The 22,609-nt window shown below is 36.4% G+C and carries 23 protein-coding genes and 1 pseudogene; 14 read left to right on the top strand and 10 right to left on the bottom strand.

Annotation, left to right across the window (positions count from 1 at the left end; genetic code table 11):
• The first annotated feature begins 266 nt into the window (after positions 1 to 266).
• Positions 267 to 749 carry a hypothetical protein gene (locus E0H89_RS15185; protein WP_131218198.1) on the top strand — a complete coding sequence of 161 codons (483 nt, stop codon included), beginning with the start codon at positions 267 to 269 and terminating at the stop codon, positions 747 to 749.
• A 78-nt stretch (positions 750 to 827) separates the two neighbouring features.
• On the opposite strand, the gene accC is transcribed toward E0H89_RS15185, so the two are convergent.
• The 4 genes and pseudogenes from accC to E0H89_RS16985 all read right to left on the bottom strand — a co-directional run bounded on the left by accC (position 828) and on the right by E0H89_RS16985 (position 4,675).
• Positions 828 to 2,195, bottom strand: a complete 1,368-nt coding sequence (gene accC / locus E0H89_RS15180; RefSeq protein ID WP_131218196.1) for an acetyl-CoA carboxylase biotin carboxylase subunit — start codon at positions 2,193 to 2,195, stop codon at positions 828 to 830.
• Positions 2,196 to 2,213: 18 nt separating this feature from the next.
• Positions 2,214 to 2,627: an acetyl-CoA carboxylase biotin carboxyl carrier protein gene (gene accB / locus E0H89_RS15175; protein WP_131218194.1), complete on the bottom strand. Its 414-nt coding sequence runs from the start codon at positions 2,625 to 2,627 to the stop codon at positions 2,214 to 2,216.
• 16 nt (positions 2,628 to 2,643) lie between these two features.
• Complete coding sequence (gene aroQ, locus E0H89_RS15170; RefSeq protein WP_131218192.1) at positions 2,644 to 3,099, bottom strand: type II 3-dehydroquinate dehydratase; 456 nt, start codon at positions 3,097 to 3,099, stop codon at positions 2,644 to 2,646.
• Positions 3,100 to 3,345: 246 nt separating this feature from the next.
• A pseudogene (locus E0H89_RS16985) lies at positions 3,346 to 4,675 on the bottom strand (DUF4113 domain-containing protein).
• 329 nt (positions 4,676 to 5,004) lie between these two features.
• Between E0H89_RS16985 and E0H89_RS16500 the strand changes: the two are divergent.
• Positions 5,005 to 5,157, top strand: coding sequence for a hypothetical protein (locus E0H89_RS16500; protein ID WP_165494063.1), 153 nt, complete (start codon positions 5,005 to 5,007; stop codon positions 5,155 to 5,157).
• Between the two features lie 153 nt (positions 5,158 to 5,310).
• On the opposite strand, the gene E0H89_RS15160 is transcribed toward E0H89_RS16500, so the two are convergent.
• Complete coding sequence (locus E0H89_RS15160; RefSeq protein ID WP_131218190.1) at positions 5,311 to 5,919, bottom strand: LexA family protein; 609 nt, start codon at positions 5,917 to 5,919, stop codon at positions 5,311 to 5,313.
• A 125-nt stretch (positions 5,920 to 6,044) separates the two neighbouring features.
• On the opposite strand from E0H89_RS15160, the gene E0H89_RS15155 reads away from it, so the two are divergent.
• The 7 genes from E0H89_RS15155 to E0H89_RS15125 all read left to right on the top strand — a co-directional run bounded on the left by E0H89_RS15155 (position 6,045) and on the right by E0H89_RS15125 (position 10,960).
• Complete coding sequence (locus E0H89_RS15155) at positions 6,045 to 6,401, top strand: immunity protein Imm33 domain-containing protein (RefSeq protein ID WP_131218187.1); 357 nt, start codon at positions 6,045 to 6,047, stop codon at positions 6,399 to 6,401.
• A gap of 313 nt (positions 6,402 to 6,714) precedes the next feature.
• On the top strand, positions 6,715 to 6,972 hold the full coding sequence (locus E0H89_RS15150) for a hypothetical protein (protein WP_131218185.1): 258 nt from the start codon (positions 6,715 to 6,717) through the stop codon (positions 6,970 to 6,972).
• A 25-nt stretch (positions 6,973 to 6,997) separates the two neighbouring features.
• Positions 6,998 to 7,732, top strand: a complete 735-nt coding sequence (locus E0H89_RS15145; RefSeq protein WP_502698416.1) for an ATPase — start codon at positions 6,998 to 7,000, stop codon at positions 7,730 to 7,732.
• A 424-nt stretch (positions 7,733 to 8,156) separates the two neighbouring features.
• Positions 8,157 to 8,573, top strand: coding sequence for a YeeE/YedE family protein (locus E0H89_RS15140; RefSeq protein WP_131218181.1), 417 nt, complete (start codon positions 8,157 to 8,159; stop codon positions 8,571 to 8,573).
• A 1-nt stretch (position 8,574) separates the two neighbouring features.
• A complete protein-coding gene (locus E0H89_RS15135) occupies positions 8,575 to 8,997 on the top strand; it encodes a DUF6691 family protein (RefSeq protein ID WP_131218179.1) in 423 nt (140 codons plus the stop codon).
• The gene (locus tag E0H89_RS15130; protein ID WP_131218213.1) at positions 8,997 to 9,866 is read left to right on the top strand and encodes an MBL fold metallo-hydrolase; all 870 of its coding nucleotides are present in this window, start codon (positions 8,997 to 8,999) and stop codon (positions 9,864 to 9,866) included. Before E0H89_RS15135 ends, E0H89_RS15130 begins: the two co-directional genes overlap by 1 nt.
• A gap of 329 nt (positions 9,867 to 10,195) precedes the next feature.
• Complete coding sequence (locus E0H89_RS15125) at positions 10,196 to 10,960, top strand: alpha/beta fold hydrolase (protein ID WP_131218177.1); 765 nt, start codon at positions 10,196 to 10,198, stop codon at positions 10,958 to 10,960.
• A gap of 56 nt (positions 10,961 to 11,016) precedes the next feature.
• Here the strand turns inward: E0H89_RS15125 and E0H89_RS15120 are convergent, their stop codons facing one another.
• The 5 genes from E0H89_RS15120 to tssH form a co-directional block, all read right to left on the bottom strand.
• Positions 11,017 to 11,970, bottom strand: a complete 954-nt coding sequence (locus E0H89_RS15120) for a M15 family metallopeptidase (protein WP_131218175.1) — start codon at positions 11,968 to 11,970, stop codon at positions 11,017 to 11,019.
• A gap of 435 nt (positions 11,971 to 12,405) precedes the next feature.
• The gene (icmH, locus tag E0H89_RS15110; RefSeq protein ID WP_131218171.1) at positions 12,406 to 13,212 is read right to left on the bottom strand and encodes a type IVB secretion system protein IcmH/DotU; all 807 of its coding nucleotides are present in this window, start codon (positions 13,210 to 13,212) and stop codon (positions 12,406 to 12,408) included.
• Between the two features lie 11 nt (positions 13,213 to 13,223).
• A complete protein-coding gene (tssK, locus tag E0H89_RS15105) occupies positions 13,224 to 14,588 on the bottom strand; it encodes a type VI secretion system baseplate subunit TssK (RefSeq protein ID WP_131218169.1) in 1,365 nt (454 codons plus the stop codon).
• 5 nt (positions 14,589 to 14,593) lie between these two features.
• Positions 14,594 to 15,712 carry a type VI secretion system protein TssA gene (tssA, locus tag E0H89_RS15100; RefSeq protein ID WP_131218167.1) on the bottom strand — a complete coding sequence of 373 codons (1,119 nt, stop codon included), beginning with the start codon at positions 15,710 to 15,712 and terminating at the stop codon, positions 14,594 to 14,596.
• Between the two features lie 36 nt (positions 15,713 to 15,748).
• On the bottom strand, positions 15,749 to 18,427 hold the full coding sequence (tssH, locus tag E0H89_RS15095; protein WP_131218165.1) for a type VI secretion system ATPase TssH: 2,679 nt from the start codon (positions 18,425 to 18,427) through the stop codon (positions 15,749 to 15,751).
• Between the two features lie 419 nt (positions 18,428 to 18,846).
• Between tssH and E0H89_RS15090 the strand changes: the two genes are divergently transcribed.
• From E0H89_RS15090 to tssE, 5 genes are all read left to right on the top strand, one after another.
• Positions 18,847 to 19,503 (top strand): hypothetical protein, encoded by a 657-nt coding sequence (locus E0H89_RS15090; protein ID WP_131218163.1) that lies wholly within the window; start codon positions 18,847 to 18,849, stop codon positions 19,501 to 19,503.
• A 15-nt stretch (positions 19,504 to 19,518) separates the two neighbouring features.
• Positions 19,519 to 20,022 carry a type VI secretion system contractile sheath small subunit gene (gene tssB / locus E0H89_RS15085; RefSeq protein WP_131218161.1) on the top strand — a complete coding sequence of 168 codons (504 nt, stop codon included), beginning with the start codon at positions 19,519 to 19,521 and terminating at the stop codon, positions 20,020 to 20,022.
• Complete coding sequence (tssC, locus tag E0H89_RS15080) at positions 20,015 to 21,496, top strand: type VI secretion system contractile sheath large subunit (protein ID WP_131218160.1); 1,482 nt, start codon at positions 20,015 to 20,017, stop codon at positions 21,494 to 21,496. The genes tssB and tssC overlap by 8 nt, the downstream gene beginning before the upstream one ends.
• Positions 21,497 to 21,547: 51 nt before the next feature.
• Positions 21,548 to 22,051, top strand: coding sequence for an Hcp family type VI secretion system effector (locus tag E0H89_RS15075; RefSeq protein WP_131218158.1), 504 nt, complete (start codon positions 21,548 to 21,550; stop codon positions 22,049 to 22,051).
• Between the two features lie 75 nt (positions 22,052 to 22,126).
• Positions 22,127 to 22,603, top strand: coding sequence for a type VI secretion system baseplate subunit TssE (gene tssE / locus E0H89_RS15070; protein WP_131218156.1), 477 nt, complete (start codon positions 22,127 to 22,129; stop codon positions 22,601 to 22,603).
• The last annotated feature ends 6 nt before the right edge of the window (positions 22,604 to 22,609 follow it).

The raw sequence follows: 22,609 nt of genomic DNA, 5'->3' as shown, positions 1-22,609 counted from the left end.
TGAGATAAGTATTACCTACCCAGAACAAGCTATAGATAATTCCATTAGGGGCAAAAATAGCGACGCTTTTAATGTTATTAGAAGTCAGTTTAAGTAGATCGTTATTATTCAATTTCATAATGAATAATTTAATATTTTCAAGTCGCTATCTTTCCATTTTTTAGATAAAAATGGGCAAGTATATTGTTGTAATATGGTGATAAATACTGGTTTTTCATAAAAATATGCTAAGTTATAGAAAGAGATTTTTAGCATTGAACTCCTGTATGAAAAACGCATATCTAACAATTTTACTTATATTATGCTCATCTGTAACGATGGCAAATGACAATAAAGCAGTTGTGGCAACAGAAGATGACACAGCTGAAACAGAAAGTTCAAATACTATTCGTATTGCAACTCGTCCTGAAATTGTTGGCCTATGGGGAATGCAAGTGGCCAATAATAAAAAATGTATTGAATACTATAATTTTAAAAGTAATAACAATGTCATCATAAAAAGTGGGCAAGAGTGGTCGTCAGGCATTTATGACTATCAGCCATCCCAAGAGGAACGTACTTTGTTACCTGCACTGGTTTTGCAAGTAAAGTATGATAATAATGAAAAAGATTGTTCGGGTCTTCAGGAAGATCAAACAGGCGAGATTTCTCAGTATTTTGTGCAATGGAAAAATCCATCAACAATTAATTTTTGTAGTAATGAAAAAGCAGAACAATGTTTTGCGACATTACGCCGTGTTTTACCGTAACAGCTAAAAACTAAAGAATAAAAGTAAAGAAATAAAAAACCGCTCATTAGGAGCGGTTTTTTATTTAAGAAGTTAGTATTAAGAGGCTTCTTTTTGCTGACCTTCTAATTTCTGAAGTAAATGCTTTTCAAGATAATGAATATCCATGGCTTGATCGCAAAATTTTTCATCTTGTAAGATCAGGTCTTTATGCAAAGGAATATTGGTCTTAATTCCCGTTAAGATCATTTCTTCTAATGCTTGTTTCATACGCGCAATACAAGTTTTACGATCTTTACCATGTGCAATGAGTTTGGCAATCATTGAGTCATAGTAAGGGGGAATGCTATAGCCTTGGTAGATGTGCGAATCCAAACGAATACCTGCACCACCTGGCGCATAATAATGTTCAATTTTTCCAGGAGATGGCAGGAAGTTAGTTGGATCTTCCGCATTAATACGGCATTCCATCGCATGACCATGACATTCAACATCGGCTTGTTCAATATTAAGACCAAGACCGCCTGCAATAAGCAGTTGCTGTTCAATAATGTCAATACCAGTTACCATTTCTGTCACTGGATGCTCAACCTGAACACGGGTATTCATTTCGATGAAGAAGAATTCACCATCTTCAAACAAGAACTCGAATGTACCGGCACCACGGTATTGCATAAGTTTACATGCATTAACACAAGCTTCTAAAATATCAGCGCGTGCCTGTTCCGGTAAGCCTGGAGCAGGTGCTTCTTCCAGTACTTTTTGATGGCGACGTTGTAAAGAACAGTCACGGTCAAAAAGATGGATCGCATGACCATTACCATCACCCAAAATCTGTACTTCAACATGCCGCGGCTTCTGCAAGAAGCGTTCCATGTACACGGTATCATCACCGAACCACATTTCTGCGTCACGCTGTGCTGCCTGAACAGATTCAAGTAAAGTGTCTACACGTTCAACAATACGCATACCACGACCACCACCACCTGATGCCGCTTTAACAATCAGCGGAAAGCCAATTTCTTTTGCTTCAGCAAGAGCATTGTGAATGGTTACAGCATGGTCACAGCCTGGAACGGTGGGTACACCTGCTTTTTTCATTGCAATAATGGCAGAAACCTTGTTCCCCATTAAGCGAATATGTTCTGGACGTGGTCCAATAAAGATAAAACCGGAATTTTCAACAATTTCTGCAAATTCGGCATTTTCAGACAAGAAGCCATAACCTGGGTGGATGGCATCTGCACCAGTAATTTCTGCAGCAGTAATAATTGCTGGAATGTTTAAATAGCTTTCACTACTTGAACCCGGACCAATACATACAGCTTCATCAACAAAGCGAAGGTGCATGAGGTCTTTATCGGCATCGGAATAAATACCAACGGTTTTAATTCCTAAAGTTTTGCAAGCCCGGGTAATGCGTAAAGCAATTTCACCACGGTTTGCAATTAATACCTTTTGCAACATTTATAAATCCCCGTGGTTTTACGCGCGATAGCGGAAAAGTGGTTGACCAAATTGAATGACTTCACCATTTTTAACTAGAACTTCTTCAACCACACCGCTTTGAGTTGCTTCAATTGGGTTCATGATTTTCATGGCTTCAATGATGCCTAGAGTGTCGCCAGCAGAGATGGTTTGACCCACTTTAACAAATGGTGGTTCGCCAGGGCTTTGTGCAGCATAGAACACACCAACCATCGGTGAATTTTCTACAGCGCCACGTGGAGTTTTAGCTACAGGAGCTGCTACAGCAGCAGGCATGGTTGGAACACCTGCCGCAACCACTGGATTGCGACGAGTTAAGGCAATGGATTGATCACCCTCTTTAACTTCTATCGCTTGTAAGTCAGATTCAATCATCAAGTCGATGAGTTTCTTGATTTTACGGATATCCATGAGACAGTATTCCTAATTATGATTGCGTAGAAAGTTGAATTTTTTCGATGGCGTAATTTAGTGCAGCGGCATAGCCTTGAGCACCTAAACCGCAAATTACGCCAACGGCTTTATCGGACAAATATGAATGATGTCTAAATGCCTCTCGAGCATGTACATTCGATAAATGAACCTCAATAAACGGGATTGCGACACCCAGAAGAGCATCACGTACTGCAACAGAGGTATGTGTCAATGCAGCAGGATTAATAATGATGAACTGTATGCCTTCTTGTTGGGCTTGATGAATTCGGTCCACAATTGCACCTTCCCAATTACTTTGGAAAGTGTCTAATGAAATAGATGCATTTTGAGCTTGTGAGATGAGCTTCTTATTAATATCTTCTAGGGTGAGATATCCATAAACTTCAGGTTCTCGCTTTCCTAACAAATTTAGATTCGGTCCATGAATAACCAAAATGGTCGAGCTCATTCAGCTTGCTCCAATTATAAGTCTGCAAATCCACCTTGCAAGATGTCAGCAAAGTTTGCGTATTATGGCATATATTTCCACATTGTTTTTATAAACTGTTTGAATCAATGCGGAAGCTATCTGTCAAAACTGAGCTATATAATGAAAACTTTGCAAGGAATTGGCAATGTTAAAAAATGACATTTTTTATAATTTTTTATAGTTATTACTATTTTTTACATTGTAAACCCAATTGGCCAAAACAGTTCATTTATTTTGTATAACAGTTACTACTGAATCATTAATTATCAGAAGTTCCTGCCAGCAGGTAGTGTAGAGTGGAGATCGGTGATGTTACTTCATTTGCCATGCTTGACTGCTGCAATGCTAACCAACTTGTATATAGTCCGAACCGTATCGCTGCTTCATTTTTAATAAGGTTTTCATCAAATCCTCACGTTATTGAATCAATTCTGATGGCTGCCATAAGTCATGAATATATTGCTGCTTTGATTGTAACGTAGTAAATATAACCTCGAGTTTAACATGTTTTTTATTTTCCTTAATTAAAACATCTATTTACTTTAATTAAACTGGGTTTAAATTCAGGAAATCATCTGCTCCAGATTCCAAACCATAATACATGGGAAGCACTCTTTTTATAGGGATGAAGGGGTGTTTTTCCATACAGCATGACATGCACATATGCGCAAAGTTGCTGTTGTGCAGTTAAGCGTTTTATGAGCAATCTTTACATAGAAAGTAACCGCTTGTTTTATGATGCTCTTTTCACTTAAAACTAACTCAAAGCTACGGGAGGAAAGGATTCTTTTTGAAGCAATTGAAGGATCCTCCAGATCAATACAGGACTGACCTTTTAGCTCACGGATAGTCTGTGCAATGACTACTGAAAACTGCTTGGCAAGATGATGTTCATTGGCAAAAGTTAAGTCATAGCTATTATAAATTTTATAACCTTGAAGTTGCTTGCTGATTTTACGATCAATACCCCCGAATATCTGCTACCGGTGTTCCTTGAAGTAGGTTTTTATAACTACATATATGCCTATATAAATCTAAGTCGGATAAAAAGCAGACCAAATTAAAGAGAGTCTTTTTTTACAAAATGATTTGCTAGTTTGACTTTTTTGTAGAATGGTTATGTTAATTCCTATACAGCAGAATAAACCAATTCATTAATCAAGGATGCTTATCAAATCATGGCAATGTTATCCAATGTCGAGGCTTTTTGCATACGGTGTTAAACGGATAAATCATTCATCTATTTAAGGGGTAGTTGAGGTGCTATGGACATTTAATAAGCTAATGATTTAACTTCAAATTGAAAAATTTTTATGTCCATAGATAATCCCTAATTTGAGCTAGTAATTTAAGGAAAATACTTTTACCTGCCTGCAAAGCCTTTTTTCAATTTCATACTAAGCACTAGTCATTCCAATATTTAATGTTTTATTACTACGTGAAACTACGCAGCCGTCGTTATTAGAGAGTACAACTACAGGTTTTCATTCTAAAGTGAATTAAATACGCGCTCACAGCAGACCCAATAATTATTAATATCTATTAAAGCAAACAATTATTGTTCCATTATTTTTAATCTTGATTTTGTAACTTTATCAAGTTAATGATAAAGAGATGCTTAAAAACTCAAATTAAAAATTTGTGAATAATCAATAGGGGATTAGATAAGGAGGTTTAACCTCATGTAAGCTTCAGTGTAATTACAGTTAATAGCGTAAACAGGAGCAAGGCTTACTTACTACGAATCAATAAATTAATATTTTGAATATTACAATGAATTAACTCGATACAGTTTGGGGGTTGGTGAAACGGAAATATCCGCTAGATTAGTAAGAGTCGTAATTAGTACGGCATATCCCTAACAACTAAAGGATGGATATGGAAATGGCTAATCAACAACAACCTAATCAACAGAATGACAATCAACGTCAACAACAGCAAAACAACCCACAAAGTGACAAACAGCAACAACAGCAACAAGACAAACAGCAACAATCAAATCAACAGCAAAAAAATCCACAGCATCAACAACGCTAAGGGTTAAACAAAAAGCCTCAAGGTTTTCTTGGGGCTTTTGTCTGTTTATAGACTTCTACAGCGAATGTAAAACTGAATACCGAGTGAATGGCTTTAATTTAAATATGAAAAAAGTAACTTTTATTTTTTATTTCTGCTCTGGTTAAACTTCCATTATCTTAATTTTTTTAAGATACAGGTCACAACTCCCCAAATAATCAACTGGTCTTCACTACGTAAATAAATATCAGGATATTCTGGATTTTCTGCTTTTAACCAGATCTTAAGTTCGGCATTTTTTTGTTTCTCTTTCATCAGTCGTTTTACGGTGAACTCATTATTGATTAAGGCTAAAACAATATCGCCGTGTTCTGCAGTCAAGCTGCGATCAATGAGAATCTGGTCATCTATATCTATCCCTGCATTTTCCATCGACAAAGAATTCACCCGTAATATGAATGTACTAAGTGGGTTATGTATCAAGTATTCATTTAAGTCGATAAAGTCTTCTGTGTAATCCGGAACGGATGAGGAAAAACCTGCGGCATCAGATTCTAAAGGATAAGGAATATTTAACGGTGTTTGGATTTGAATCGGTTGGAGTGCAATATTCTTAATACGGTCATCTTCAGGCTTAGGGGTTAACCATGCCTTGATTTCCAACACTTTTGACTCTGGAACACGCATAACTACCGTTTTTTCTTGATATTGTGTTTTTCGCCCTGCATTTTTACGTCTGCCGCCGTGACTATGTTCGATTATCGTTATATCTTTAAGTTTCATTGTTGTTTCTTGAATTTGTAACCTTTTCAAGTTTAACAAAAAACACTGAAAATAAAAAGATTGCCTACCTATTTATGATCTAGGATAAAATGCACTATTCAGCTCAATTTACCAAGGTATAAGCCATGAACCAGAAATCTCCTTTAGAAGAATTAATTGCAGAACAAAAACTATTGTGTGAGGAATTTGACTCTGCTTATATCCAAGTCAGTGGGGATGATGTCGTTGCAGTTGCTGTAGAGACATTAAATCAGGAACCTATTGTCGGAATTCGTAAAAAGCCTGAAACTGAAGAAAATGTCGCTTGGTTTATCTATGGGGGGGAAATGGGAGAGGGTGAAGATTTTTTTCAAACCATGACTGTTCGAGAGTTACAGGATATTTTACCTGAAGTGCTTCCGTACTTGGCTTTGGCAGAAGGTTTCCGCTTTATGATTGATCGTGAAGATTATGAAGATGTATGGAAAGAAGGCCAAGCTTAAGTAAGAATAAGCCGATCAAATCAAATTGATGATATGAGCCACTGAGTTAGTGGCTTTTATTTTTAAGAATCTGGATAAAAGTAACAATATTTAAAATATCGATTAAGACACCAATAAATATTTTAGAATGCTTAAAGCGATTCTATAGTAAATAAGTCATTAATCGCTTGTAATGAAACAGCGCGATTAAATTTTGAATCTATTTCCCTAACTCCCTTACAGGTTACATTTCTATGTTGGTGTATAAATAGACAATTATTTGCACTATGTTAATATATTAGAGAAATATACCTTGTGTAAGGGGAGTTGTGATATGACAGCTTATACCATTATGAAAGCAGGCAAATATGAGGATGATATGATTCCTAAACTTGCTGTACATGCATTTCGTCATGCTTTTAATAAAGCGTGTTCGGTCGCGACGGTCGTTTATGCAAAAGAACAGCAGTTGGTACGACGCGAGGCCAATGGAAACGAAACCGTGATTCATGACTTGTCTCAGGCTTATGTCACTGCGGATCATCTTCCTAAAGTTTTAAAACGTAACAGAAAACAAGAGGCAGCTGTATAACTTAATGCCTCAACCAAGAATAAGGATGTTTGCGGGTCCGAATGGATCTGGAAAAAGCACAGTCAAAGAATATTTGTTGCCCCATCATATTGGGGCTTATTTAAATGCTGATGAACTAGAACAAAACCTTCATAGCAGTCATCAGCTAAATTTGATGACTTATCATCCAGCTTTACAAGCACACAATCTCATTGATTTTCTAAAACAGAAAAAACGTCCTAATGCGGGACAGCTGGTTTCGTTGCTAAAAATGGAATCGGTGATATTGAATAATTGCAATATTATTCAGTTTCATCCATCAGAAATAGACTCCTATCTCTGCGCGCGTATCATTGATTATATTCGTTTAGAATTTTTACGCTTAAAGATTAGTTTTACTTTTGAAACGGTGATGTCACATATTTCCAAAGTAGAGTTTCTGCAAGAAGCAAAGCGGCAGGGTTTTAGAACCTATTTGTATTATGTATCGACTGTCGATCCGATAATTAATATTGCTCGAGTCAAGTATCGAGTCAGTGTCGGTGGCCATCCTGTACCTGAAAAAAATATTGTGGAACGTTATTACCGTAGTATGGATTTACTTATGCAGGCGGTAGATGCCAGTGATCGAACCTATTTATTTGATAACTCTTCTAATGGGGAAAAGGCAGCGTTTATTGCAGAAATTCAATCGGCAGAAACTTTAAAAATGAATCCTGAGGTTCAGCAATTGCCATGGTGGTTTGCAGACAAAGTTTTGAAAAATTTCACTGAAGAATAAAAGACTAAAAATAAAAGACTGTATATATATCAATAAGCTTTTGAGTAGAACTGGCAAGAAATTAATGAACAAAAGTCTGACAAATCATCTGATCCCAAGAGATATAACAAGCCAGGGTATTGATTAATAGCTTAAGGAAGCTAAGGGTGCACTCTATCTGGACTGTTAAAAAAAATTTGAAATAAATCAAACAAGACTTAAACGTTATCTCATAGTGCATACGCCATGGATTAGATATAATAATTCAGTATAAAAATGTCGATCGATGGATTTTTAATTTCCAAAGACTACTGTTGAAACTCAACTGCATTGTTAAATGATCTCGATAAAATAAACCTTTCAATTCATTATCCACAAAATTCCCTTAGTTGATATATTTTAAAATATATTATATAAATATATATTGTTTTTTGGAGCAGCGATTATGCATGACTTTCTACTCGCATTTCTCGGTGGGATTCTGCTTGGTCTATCTGTAGTGGGATACTTGTATGTGAATGGTCGTATTGCTGGGGTAAGCGGCTTAATTGCGCAAGTATTAAACCCTCAAGCTCTAGTCAAAACGCCTGCCTTATGGTTTTTGCTAGGACTGTTCGTCGTGCCATTTTTCTATGGCATGGTTCAAACTCCCAATATTGTATTGGAGGCTAGCCCGCTGATGATGATCATTGCTGGCTTGTTGGTTGGCTTTGGTACGCGTATGGGTTCTGGCTGTACCAGTGGGCATGGCATTTGTGGCATAAGCCGCCTGTCTAAACGTTCGATTGTAGCAACCATAACTTTTATGTTTGCAGGTTTTGTAACGGTTTATATTCTTCGCCATATCACAGGAGCATTCTGATATGAAAAATATATGGGCTTTTGTATTTGGCGGATTGTTTTCGATTGGTTTAATGCTTTCAGGCATGTCTAATCCTAAGAAAGTATTAGATTTTCTAGATTTTTTTGGTCAATGGGATCCAAGTCTTGCATTTGTCATGTTAGGCGCAATCGCCGTGGCATTTATTCCGTTTCAAAGAGCGATACATCAACAGAATCCAAAAACTGTGTATGGAGACTTCATTGATTTACCTAAAAATAACAAGATCGATTCTAATTTGCTGATAGGGAGCCTAGTCTTCGGAATCGGTTGGGGAATTGCAGGAATTTGCCCTGCACCTAGCCTGATTTTAATCAGTCTAGGGCATTATCAGGCCCTTTACTTTATTGTTGCCATGTTTACCGGTATGTTGATTCAGCGCCAATTGATGGGAAAACATTTATGATGCAATATCCACACGTTCAGCATTTTTTTGATCAGCAGACCAATACCTTTAGTTATGTGGTGACAGACCCTGTCAGCCAGCGTTGTGCCATTATTGATAGTGTTTTGGATTATGATGCGCCGTCAGCCACAACCAAAACCGCGCAGGCAGATCTGATAATCAACTATGTTCGTCAAAATAGCCTAAGCGTAGAATGGATTTTAGAAACCCATGTACATGCTGACCATCTCACAGCATCTCAATATCTAAAAGAGCAATTAGGTGGAAAAATCGCAATGAGCAAGAAGATTGCCATTGTACAAGAGAGTTTTAGTGCAATTTATAATCTGGATATGAAACACTTTAATTCGAGCCAAACTTTTGATCATCTTTTTGAAGATGGAGAACAGTTTCAAATAGGGGAGTTGGCAGCGTATAACATCCCCACTCCAGGACATACACCTGCGTGCTTAAGCTATGTAATCGGAAATGCTGTGTTTGTAGGTGATACCTTGTTTATGCCAGACTATGGAACAGCACGTTGTGATTTCCCCAAGGGTAGTTCCGAGACTCTGTTTGATTCAGTGCAAAAACTATATCAGTTAGATGAAAAGTTCCGGGTTTTTCTGTGTCATGATTATTTACCTACAGGCAGAGAAGAATATCAAAATGAAAGCAGTATTCAAGAACAGAAAAAAAACAATATTCATCTGAATGAGCATACAGGCAAAACAGAATTCGTAGAAATGCGAAACCGCCGTGATGCAACACTTTCAATGCCTAAGCTAATTTTACCTGCAATTCAGATCAATATGGACGGGGGGAGATTTCCTGAACCAGAAGCAAACGGTATTCGCTACTTAAAATTACCTTTGAATTATTTTAAATAGCTCAAGAGTGGAGCAGATTTAAAACAGTTAATGCATAGATGGACTCGGTAATAGCGGGTTTTATAGCAGCTTATTTTAGAATATAGCCTAAGTAAATATTATAATTAATCTTATAAATATTTGTTTTTGATTATTTATTTATGAGTACGTAAAGACGGTTTGCCATATTTAAATACTATTAAAACGTAAAATGTTGAATAATAAACAACATTTTTGATATTCTATAAATAGCCTAAGCAAAAAAAAATAAGTTTTCAAAAAATGACAATTGATTAAATCTCAATTATCATCAAAAATAATTACAACTAAAAGTGTTATAAAAGATATTTATGATTTTAAATTACCAAATTCATCTAAATGAAACCACTTCAATAAAACCCCCTCTTATATTTATACATGGTCTGTTTGGAAGTTTAAGTAATTTGGGTATGTTGGCGCGTACATTTTATGAATCACACTCGGTTGTTCAAATTGATGTACGTAATCATGGACATTCAACACATTCACTAGAAATGAATTATGCGGATATGGCACAGGATATTTTAGATACTATAGATTCTTTAAATATTTCAAAATTTTCTGCTATTGGTCACTCAATGGGTGGAAAAATTGCCATGCAATTGGCGAATAGAGCAGGTGAGCGATTAGAACAATTGGTTATTCTGGATATTGCACCCTTTGCTTATACGGAAAATCATCATGATCAAATTTTTAAAGCATTATTTGCTGTACAAAATGCCAAGGCTGAAAACCGACAACAAGCAACTCAAATCATGCGTGAATATTTAAATGAAGAAATGGTTATTCAGTTTTTAATGAAATCCTTTAGCCAAGGGCAGTGGCTATTTAATGTTGAAGCCTTATTTAACCATTATTCAGATATTCTAAGTTGGGAAACTATTCAGCCATGGCAAAAACAGGCACTATTTATTCGTGGTGATAAATCTGCCTATATAAGTAAAGCTCAACATTTCAATGCAATTCAACAGCAATTTCCAAATGCCACAATTAAGATGATAGAAGGTGCAGGGCATTGGTTACATGCAGAAAAACCTCAGCAAGTACTTGATGAAATTAATCAATATTTAAACTAAATTAAAGTATTAACAGTAACAGCTCAATGAAAAAATTGAGCTGTTACTTAAAGTGATTAATTTATATGATTTGTCAATAAATTTCCTTCAGAAGTTAATTGCTCTGCCATTTCAGCTGTTTTTCTGAGCCCTGGTATACGATACTCCGTATGTCCATAATCCTGAATCGACTTCCAGCGGCCACCCCAAGTTAAACCAACCGATTCTGCAACTACTCCATATAATTGGTAGCCTTGCATTGCCCATGGATCACGTTCAGAAATAACAACTTTTCCACTTCTCTTAAATGCAACATCGGCAGCTAAACCAAATTGGTGATAGCTTTGAAAACCTCTGGCACGGGTAATATTACTATTTCCAGCCAAGGTGTTCTGACGTTCAGGACTGCGATAGCCCTCTAATAAAACCATTTCATATCCATGACGTTCTTGCATGATTTTAAACACCATCAGTAAACGCTGTTTATAACGCGGATTCATTTTGTGCCATTTTCGATCAGCTGATGCAAGATCACCATGCAAATATTGCATATGTACATCTGCAACATTTGGGTTAAACACTTCTGCCCGAATAGTAGTCTGAATAGATTCAATATTTGTCGCAGCAATAATGGCTTCTTCAATTAATGATCCTTCCACTTCTGGTGGTGATGAAAGCATCTGCCCATCCAGCAAGGCATAAATTTGAGGATCTGCTTCTCTTAAATAATCCGCTTCGATTTTTGTTGGATTAATCGGTCGCGTAAAAGTAAAAATCAAGATACTGGTGAATAGAAAAAAACCTGAAACCAGAATCCACCATTGTTGTAAATGCCAATGTGACTGGATCTGCTCAGGTGCAGCAGCCTGATTTAACTGTAGAGCAAATTGCTTTGCAAAATTAAATTGTTTCTTACTTTGAGGAATAACACCCAAGAAAAATTGTTGTACTTTGTCCCGCAACTCATAGGAGGATAGGAATGCTAGACTACAAGAAACTAAGATGAATCCAATAAGAATAATGATACTCATGGAGACACGGCGGTTTGTTTAGATACTAATGGAATTTTATTTAGGCTTTTTACCATAGACCTTAGCTGATTCTGATGTATAAATACATTACTTAAATCATCCTCTTGGAGTTGAGGAAATTCAACAGGAGATTCCTTACCCTGCATAGGCTGATTGATTTGAATATTGGGTGAAGTGACATGGATTTCTAACCCTTTAGCGAGCTGCTGTTTCTTTTTTAAGAGAGTTTTTTCTGAATAGGGGGTATTAATAGGTCTCAAGTTTCGCTCAATTTCATTTTAAATTAAAGTATTTAAATACGCATAGCCCACAATCGAGCTAAAAACTAACCCATTACAGAAACCTAAAATCAATAAAATGTCGGTGCATAGATTATTGTTGTTAAGTATCTAATATTATTAAGTTTATTTATTTATTTGCCATTTTTATATTTCCTTAGGGTAAATGTATGGTGATATATGCCTGTTCAGCAGGTGAGCTAATAATATTCTGATAGCCTGCTAATGCTTTATTATTTTGATATGAAAGCATAAAATTTAAGCCAATAAATGACGATAAGGCAAAAATCGCTAAAAAGATTAAAATTCCAAAAAACGGTAATTCACGATGAATAATATGTTTGATTTGGTCAGGTAAACCTGAAAAAGGGGAGAAAGATGCTTTTTTTCCTTTCAGGAAGTCGATTTCATCTGCGACACGTGCGACCAGATGATTTAAATTTTGTATAGACTCGATTCGAAATTTGCCATGAAAACCGAGTAACATGCAATAGTGAAATACTTCTAATGCTGCAAGTCTTTCTTTACCACAGCTACGGAGCAATTCTAAAATTTCAAAAAAACGATAACCCGCAAGTTGCGAACCAAAAAGACTTAACTGTAAAGGACTAATCATCCAAGTGTTTTGCAAATCAAAAAACTGAACATCTTGTTGGGTTACAATCGTTTCATCCAGCAATGCACAATAAGCATATTTTGCATCATGAATATCATCCGCTGAAAATTGCAGTTTTTTTGCCTGATTTTCAAAGCGGTTTAAAAGATTTAAAATTTTATCCCGAAACTCATCTGCATTAGAAGGGATATATTGGTTCTTCAGTAAAAAAACGATATAGAAAGCATCATGTAATAAATCAACAAGATTAGTCGTACTGCTAGCTTTGAATTGAATTGTGGTTGAGTTAGAACCTAGGCCTATTTGTCCATCATCAAAAAGTGAAGGCGCATTATCATTTAGATTCATCTGAATCCTCCTTAGCTCTTCATTACTGCAATCAGTTCAATCGAAATATCCTGAAAACCTGCAGGAATATAAATACAGATTGATTCAGCATCGAGCATCTGTTGATATAGGTCATTGTTCGGTTCAATTTCAAAATAACTTACCCCAGAACGTACCGGAATTGCGGTTGGAACCTGCATTAAGTGATGTAAAGGAATAACTGGAAGTGCGGCAATAACGCGTTGTTCAACATCGCGAGAATTACCTACTTTAAAACGCAGCGGGACGAACTTTACCAGTTCATGGGTTTGCATCATGCCACTTGAAACTGCAATATAAAGTCGCGTGTCACGCGTAATTTTGTCGGATTCAAGACTCCCTATCCAATAAGATGGTCGAGCTTCTTTCAACGCGATACTGAGATAGCGATTTGAAATAATTGTGTCCAGCAAATCACGTAAAATCACATCGAGTTGATAAAAGCTCTCTTGTAACTGATGATGCTTATACTGCGGTAATTGATCAACTTCATATGCTGTTGAAAAGGTAAGTAATGATCCGGTTAAACGCAATAATTCAAAAAACAATCGTTCCGGGTGGCTATGTGGATACTGCAAGAGATGATTTAAAGTAGTATATGCGGTATTTAAGGCATTGACTAACCAAAAAGAGACAATATCGCCTGAACGGAATTCAATCAGTTTTTGTTCGTTTTCACGATTATTGCTTTGAATGGTTTTTATCTTGGCTTTAATTATATTTAAGGTACGTTTTAATCCTGAAATCAGCGTTTTACATGCGTCAATATGCAAGATTGGTGGAATAAACTTGTGATCGAGTTCAAAATTTCCAGAACTTTGACGTTTAACTTTAGCCACAGGTAAATATAAAAAGCCATCCAGTTCATGGTTAGGCTCAATACCGAATTCAAATAATTTAAATTCCGCACGGCGTCGTAATAAAGTGATATCTGCTACGCTTGCATCAGTAAATAAATCATGTGTTTCGCTAAGATGTGAATGATAACGGCTTGGTTGGGTACTCTCCTCAAAAGAGACATTGCGTTTATTAGGTTGAATAATCGGTAAGGCCAAATAGACTGTCATTTCACCACATAAACTTAACTCATTCAGTTGAATCGGTTGTGGTAATAAGTCACGTGCAGGTGCGTGGTAAATATCACCATCTTGCCAAATCATATTCACTTTTTCTAAAGCCAAGACATGAGTGCTTAATTGCACTTCATCAAACTGGATGGATTGCACACCATAAGCAAAAGGAATAGTCGAGCGAATGGTATGATTTAAGCGCTGTTCATGATAGGCATCTTGTAATTGAAAATGTTGTGGGCGTAAAAATAAGCCTTCGCCCCAAAGAATTTTTTCTGCTTTAAACATGTAATTTACCAATTATTATTTGTTTCATGATTATTTTTTTGTACACCTAAAAGCTCATGTACAGTTTCTAAAGGATTTTCATTTTTTATGACTTGGCTTAGCCATTCATGTAATGGCATCTGACTCCACTTTATGGTTTTTTGCAGCATATAGCTGACTGGACTATGCGGTTCATTGGCCTGAAAATAATCTATGAGGTCTTGTAGAACTTGCATGGCGTGTTCACGATTTGCCACATGATTTTGAGCTTGGGGTTGAAATTTTTGTGGATGCGTTGTGGATGCAATTTCAATGGATGAATGAATAGCTTCAGGTGAAATTTTTATTCCTGCTATAGTATTTGGCTGACTCATTACTACTAATGGTAATTCGAAAGCCTCTGTTTTATATATTTTTCTCAGACTGTTATGAACTGATTCCATTTGCATATCAATTGCCGCAAAACTTGGTGCATCTAAACCTAGTAGACCATCCAGCACATTTTTTAAAATATTCCACTGCTTCAAAATTTCTAAAAAATTCTGATAGTTTTGATATTGAAAAGATTGAGTTGTGTTGATGAGTGCCTGTTCAAATTGCTCAAGTGACAATTTTTCTTGCACCTTTTCATTATCTTCAGGTTGTTTACGGCGTAAATTTTGTTGGTGCAATAAGCCGTCATAATCCATTAAAGAATAAAAAGGTGACACATTCACCACGGGGGTATTTTTGATTAGCGCTGGCAGTTGATTAATCACTCCCTGCAGCAACCCCAGACGTTGATCCAAATCATCATCGTCAATTTTTGGATGTAATAACATCCAGAAATCATTTAAGCTACGTTGTATCAGCTCTAGACCTTTGGCTATGCCTTCAAAACCATATAGGTTTGACCATGCCTCAATCAACCAGCTATATAACCGAATATCTTTCGTTTTCTCAGTCAGTAATTCAGTTGATTTGGAATTTACAAAAATCCAGTCCGCCTGTTTAGGTTCAGCAATCCAATCACCCTGATCTAATAATGGATCATCCTGAGTTTTTGCTTTCTTAATGGCATGAAACTCATTTGAAAATGAACAATCCATCCCGCACGGGGCTTCATCTGAAATTGCTTTTAATAATACTTCGAGTTCTAAACTCATGTTATGCCTTTTATTTTTTTAAAAATTTTTTATAAATTATGCTTCTGTAGCTTTGGTCTTTTTTGTTCGTTTTTTTGTGGTTTTCGCAACAGGGTCAAGCTGATAAATAATTTTTTCATCCTGAACATCAATATAGATTTGCTTTGGTAATTTTTGTTCTGCTAAGCACACTAAAATGTGTGTGGCTAAAGCAGGTAATATCGAAGAATTAAGAATATTATCTACATTGCGTGCGCCACTATCTACTTCGGTGCACCGGCTAAGCAGTAATTCAAGCAGATCTTCACTATAGGTAACTTTAGTTGTGTATTGTTGTTCTAAACGTGCAACAATTTTCCCCAATTTATGCTTAATGATACGTAGCAGTAATTCATCATGCAAAGGGAAGTAAGGTACAACACGCATACGACCTAGAAATGCAGGTTTAAACTGCTTATATAAACTAGGTTTTAATTGATCTGTTAATTCTTCTGCAGTAGGCCATTCAGTAACAGGCAACTTTAAACAGGCTTGCATAATGTCACTTGAGCCTGCATTGGACGTTAAAAGAATAGTGGTATTTTTAAAATCAATTAAACGACCTTCACCGTCTTCAAGCATGCCTTTATCAAAAACCTGATAAAATAACTCCTGAACATCGCTATGGGCTTTTTCTATTTCATCAAGCAAAACAACGCTATAGGGATTACGTCGTACCGCTTCGGTTAAAATACCCCCTTGACCATATCCGACATAGCCGGGAGGAGCACCTTTAAGCGATGAAACGGTATGCGCTTCCTGGTATTCAGACATATTGATGGTAATCAGATGAGATTCACCCCCATATAATTCATTGGCAAGGGCAAGTGCAGTTTCAGTTTTCCCTACACCACTTGGACCCACCAATAAAAATACCCCTTGCGGCTTATTTGGATCTTCAAGTTTTGCTTTCGAAGTTTTGATGCCCTGAACCAGTTGCTGCAATGCATAATCTTGCCCCATGATGCGTTCAGCCAACTTGCCTTCTAAAGCCAGAATCTGCTTAATTTCATTATTGACCATCTTTCCTACAGGAATACCAGTCCAATCCGAAATAATTTCATTGATTATTTGTGCATTTACACGTTCATAAACCAAGGGGAATGTTCCTTGAATGTCAGCCAATTGCTGACGAAGGGCAGTGATAACGCCTTTGTTTTGATCTACGGGTTTATGAGACTGTTCTTGTTGTTCTAGAGATTGAATCTGTTGAAAAAAGTTAAGTTCAGCTTGCCATTGTTGTTCTGTAGCTTTAATTTCAGATTCAAGTAATTGAATTTTCTGACGTAATGCTTCTAAACGTTCATGATGAATAGGTAGGTGCTTATATTCATTTTCTAGAATTTCACGCTCCAAATTTAAATTATGTTGTTGTGCTTTGAGCTGGTCTAGCTTGACTGGTTGAGCATTCTGCGTGAGTGCAACACGAGCGGCTGCAGTATCAAGTACGCTAATCGCTTTATCCGGAAGGTGACGTCCACTGATATATCGATGAGAGGAGTGTACTGCCGTCACAATCGCTTCATCTTCAATCTGCAAATTAAAATGCTTTGCCATAACAGGAATCATGGCACGAAGCATATCTATTGCGACAGCTGTCGCTGGTTCTTCCACTTTGACAACCTGAAAGCGACGACTTAATGCAGCATCTTTTTCAAAATATTGCTTATATTCAGTCCAAGTGGTTGCAGCGATAGTTCGTAATTCACCACGAGCCAAAGCGGGTTTGAGTAAATTTGCAGCATCATTTTGACCCGCTTGACCACCTGCACCAATTAAGGTGTGTGCTTCATCAATAAATAGAATAATTTGGCAGCTTGAGCTTTGAACTTCCTGAATGACTTGTTTTAATCGATTTTCAAACTCCCCTTTAACGCTCGCACCTGCTTGTAATAACCCCATATCAAGCACATGCAAATGGACATTTTTTAGAGCATCAGGAACCTGATTGTTGGCTATTTTTAGGGCTAAACCTTCAACAACTGCAGTTTTTCCAACTCCAGGCTCCCCTGTTAAAATCGGATTGTTTTGACGACGGCGCATTAAAATATCAAGCATCAAGCGAATTTCAAACTCGCGACCAATGACGGGGTCAATCGCACCATTTTTTGCTTTTTCCGTTAAGTTAATGGTGTACTGATCCAGAGCAGGGGTTTTTAATACTGGCTCGGATTGCTGCTTTGTTTTTATTGTATCTTGCTGATCTCCATTTTGTTCATTCTTACATTCAATACTGTGTGAACATATATCTAAAAACTTATGTTTTATGGTATCCAAAGGGAACAACTCAAATAAACTGGAAGCGCGAACTGCAATTTGATAAAGATCCGGCCCAGTCAACAATGCAATCAGTAAATGCCCACTACGAATGAGTGGTTTTTGTTCTGCTGAGGCCAACAACCAGGCTTGTTCTAATAGACGTATAATTGATTTTGCAAAAATAGGGGTTCGTGTATTGCCTTTAGGTAAATGTGAAATACTTTCTTTTAAATCATTAATTAAACGATCAGCCGAGATTTTGTATTTTTCTAATAACCACTGTAAATCATTTTTTGAATTATTCTGTAGAAGTTCTAAAAAGAAATGTTCAATTTCTATTTCATAATTTTGTTGAGAAATACACGTATTGGCTGATTTTTCCAAGGCTAAACGGGCACCAGAAGATAGTTTTGTAATTAAAATTTTTAAATTATTCATATGTTACTCAACATGCTAAAAGAACAATCAGTTTTTATTTTTATCTCAATACTGAATTGATCGGATTTTATTTTTATAAATTTATATTAAAAACAATAGTTTATTTTTTATTGGTTAAAGCATCTGACACATTCTACACATTTCTTTCGAAATATTAAAAAATATTTGATAAAAATTAGTCTCTTTTACATAAATAAACAATAAAAATGATAAAAGCATCATTTTTTGTTAATTACCTGTTGACTTTAAGTGGTTATTTTTTGTTAAATTCGCAACGTTGATTTGAAATTATAAAAATTAAACTAAAATGAGAAAATCGCGGAATATGATTTAACTCAGCTAAACAATAAAATTAGAATAATTAGAGGCATCTTTTGAATAAAAATATATTTTTTATCCCCTTGATTGTAATGATCTCGGTGAGTCAATTAACTTTTGCTGATGAAAGGCCAGTCGAGCTAAAAAAAGGGTGTATGAAAGATTATCCTTTAGTTATTGGCGAAACTGACCCAAACTTACTCAATATCTATAGCCAAATATGCGATAAAAAGAATAAGAAAAATATTGCCTTGCAAAATGAATTATTAATTCAAGCTGCACAAAAATATCAACAACTTGGAAAGAATCTAAAAGCATTACAGCTCATAGAAAGTTTAGGTCAACAAAATGTTCAACGTACTGCACTGACGGATATTGCTTTTCTTGCAGGAGTGGGTATTGCTGAGAGTTCTTTGCAGCATATGCGTTCTAATGAAATGCGTTATTTAAGTGCGCAAACGACTTATCCTGCAGCGAAAAAACTGTCTGAAAGTATTTATACCTCACTACCTGAACCTGACACATCTGATGCTAAAGCAATCACGGAGGCATCTATTAAACAAAAAAGATTAACTAAAACTGTTTCATTAAATCGTTCAGGCAATAAGACAACACGAATAGACCGCGCAAAAAATATTAATGTTCATCCAACACCAATAAAAGCAAGCACCAGAAAGACAATAGTAATGATAAAACCACAAAGCGGTAATACAGCAGCTTCTGGTTCAAGTCCTTTTGCTTCATTTAATAAGAACTAAAATAGGGAAATATTCATGGGTAAACGTGAAAGTGTGCAAAAGAAATTACAACGAATTCGTCCACCGCGTGTACAACTGACTTACGATGTGGAAGTGGGGGGTGGTAAAGAGGTAAAAGAATTACCTTTTGTTATTGGAGTGCTAGGTGACTTTTCAGCGGCTTCAGAATTAGAAAAAACAAAGTTAAAAGATAAAAAATTTATCAATGTTGATTTGGATAATATTGATGAGGTCATGGAATCACTTGCGCCACGTGCAAATTTTCAGGTTGAAAACACTTTAACTGAAGAAGGTGGGCGTATGTTGATCGATTTAACTTTTAACTCAATGCAAGATTTCCGTCCAGAAAATGTGGTACAGCAGGTTGATCCTTTACGTAAATTGGTAGAAGCGCGTGAGCGTTTAACCGAGTTACGCAACAAAATTTCGAATAATGAACGTCTTGAAGACGTACTTGATGAAGTTTTACACAATACCGATCAAGTTCGCAGATTAAGGGCGGAGGCAGAACATGAATAATTTACAAACTGCTCGTATGCCCCATACAGATGTTGACGAATTTACTTTGCTTGACTCTATTGTAGAGCAAAGCCGTATTGCCCGTAATGATGAAGAACATGACCGCGCAAAAAGCTTAATTGGCGAATTAGCAAAGGAAGTCATGGCGGGAACTATTACAGTTTCTGAAAACATGGTTTTGTCGATTGATAAGCGAATTGCAGAAATTGATGCTTTAATTTCAAACCAGTTAAGCAAAATCATTCATCATGAGCAATTTCAAAAAATCGAATCAACATGGCGTGGTTTATATTATTTCTGCCAAGAAACACCTTCAAATTCTCTAATCAAAATTCGTATGCTCAATACGACTAAAAAAGAACTGACCAAAGATTTTCAGGGTGCGACAGATTTTGACCAAAGTACATTATTTAAAAAAATTTATGAAGAAGAATATGGTTCATTTGGTGGGGCACCGTACGCAACTTTAATTGGTGATTTTGAATTTGATCGCACGCCATCAGATATGTATTTGTTAGAGCAAATTTCTCATGTTGCAGCTGCGGCCCATGCCCCCTTTATTTCAGCAGCAAGTCCTAATATGCTTGGACTTGAATCATTTACTGACATTGATCGTCCACGTGAAGTTTCTAAAATTTTTGAAACAGCTGAATATGTACAATGGCGTTCATTCCGTGAAAGTAATGACGCGCGCTATGTCGCATTAACCATGCCACGCGTATTAAGTCGTCTACCATATCATCCTAAAGAAGGTACTGCGACTGAAGGTTTTAACTTCGTAGAAGAAGTTTCGGGCCAAAATCATGAGGAATATTTATGGATGAATGCAGCCTATGCATTTGCGACGCGTTTAACCAATGCCTTTGATATGCATGGCTGGTGTGCAGCCATAAGGGGTGTTGAAGGTGGAGGCTTGGTTGAAGGCCTACCGGTACATACTTTTAAAACCCATGATGGTGAAGTTGTTGTTAAATGTCCAACTGAAATTGCCATTACTGACCGTCGTGAAAAAGAACTCAGTGATTTAGGCTTTATTCCGCTGGTACATTGTAAAAATACAAATTATGCCGCTTTCTTCGGTGCGCAATCGACTCAAAAACTGAAAAAATATGATAGCGATACTGCAAATGCCAATTCAGCTTTATCTAGCCAGATTCAATACATTATGGCAGTTTCTCGTATTGCCCATTACTTAAAAGCCATGATGCGTGACAAAGTTGGTAGTTTTGCCTCTGCTGGAAATGTTGAAGCATTTTTAAATGAATGGTTATCGCAATACGTTTTGTTGGACGATGGAGCATCGCAAGAAGCGAAAGCACAATATCCGCTTCGTGAAGCTTCAGTAAAAGTTGTAGAGAACCCAGCTCAACCTGGACACTACAAGTCTGTGGTTTTTTTAAGACCACATTTTCAATTGGATGAGTTGTCGGTTTCTTTACGACTTGTTACTGAGTTACCTCAGTCCTCTCATTAATCAGAGTGCAATTTATAATAACTTAAAATTAAAATAGGAAAATTTATAAAAATGAAAGATATATACGTACAATTTCGAGGAAAATATAAAGTTGATGGCGAATCTCGTGACTCAGAGCATAAAGATTGGCTAGAAGTGAACTCTTGGGCACACAATATCCGCCAACCAAAATCTGCAACATCTTCAAGTGTGGGTGGTCATACTGCTGAACGTGTTGAACATTCAGATATGCTGTTTGTTAAAGATCTGGATGCAACAAGCCCAAAACTTTGGGAAGCCTGTTCAGCCGGTTATACCTTTGATGAAGTTCAAATCGACTTTTATCGTGCAAATGGTGATAAACGTATTAAATATCTTCAAATAAAACTAAAACATGTTCTGGTATCAAGCGTAATACCACATGTAAATGAAGAAGGTGTACCTACTGAATCATTCGGATTGAAATATGCAGCGGTAGAGTGGACCTATAATCAACAAGATATTAACGGCACACAAAAAGGTGCTGTAACTAAGAAATGGTCACTTTCAAATAATACAGCATCTTACGCTGCATAATTTGATGATAAGGATAATGGCTAACCTATGTTGGCCTCTATTTTTTCATCAATCACATGAATAAATAAGAAAAATATGAATCCAGATCAATTATATCCATATGGTTTTAGAACAACTTTATTTGACCGTTTATTGCCTGAAACAGAGAAAAATTATCAGGGGATATCGCTTCAACAACTACGGGAATCTATTGCTTCTGATCTCGAGGATTTACTCAATAGCCGCATGGCTAAATTAGATGACTTCATTGAAGATTTTCCGTTAGCGAAACAATCTATTTTGCGATTTGGGATTATTGATTTTGTTGGGTTATCGACCGCTAATCCAACCGATCGGGATAAAATTTGTCAATCGATTGAACAATCAATAGCTGCACATGAACCGAGGTTAAGAAAAATTAAAGTAAAGATGTTGCTCGATAGTCATAATATGGGAGCTTTATGTTTAAGCATTCAAGCCTATTTAAACATTCATCCTCTATTTGAACCGGTTATTTTTGATGCTTCATTAAAACCAACAACACAACAATATGTTATTTCCGCGCGAGCTTAAGTGGGT

The sequence above is a fragment of the Acinetobacter sp. ANC 3781 genome, assembly GCF_004331285.1.
Taxonomy (GTDB): domain Bacteria; phylum Pseudomonadota; class Gammaproteobacteria; order Pseudomonadales; family Moraxellaceae; genus Acinetobacter.
This window is presented reverse-complemented; position numbering and strand designations above follow the sequence as displayed.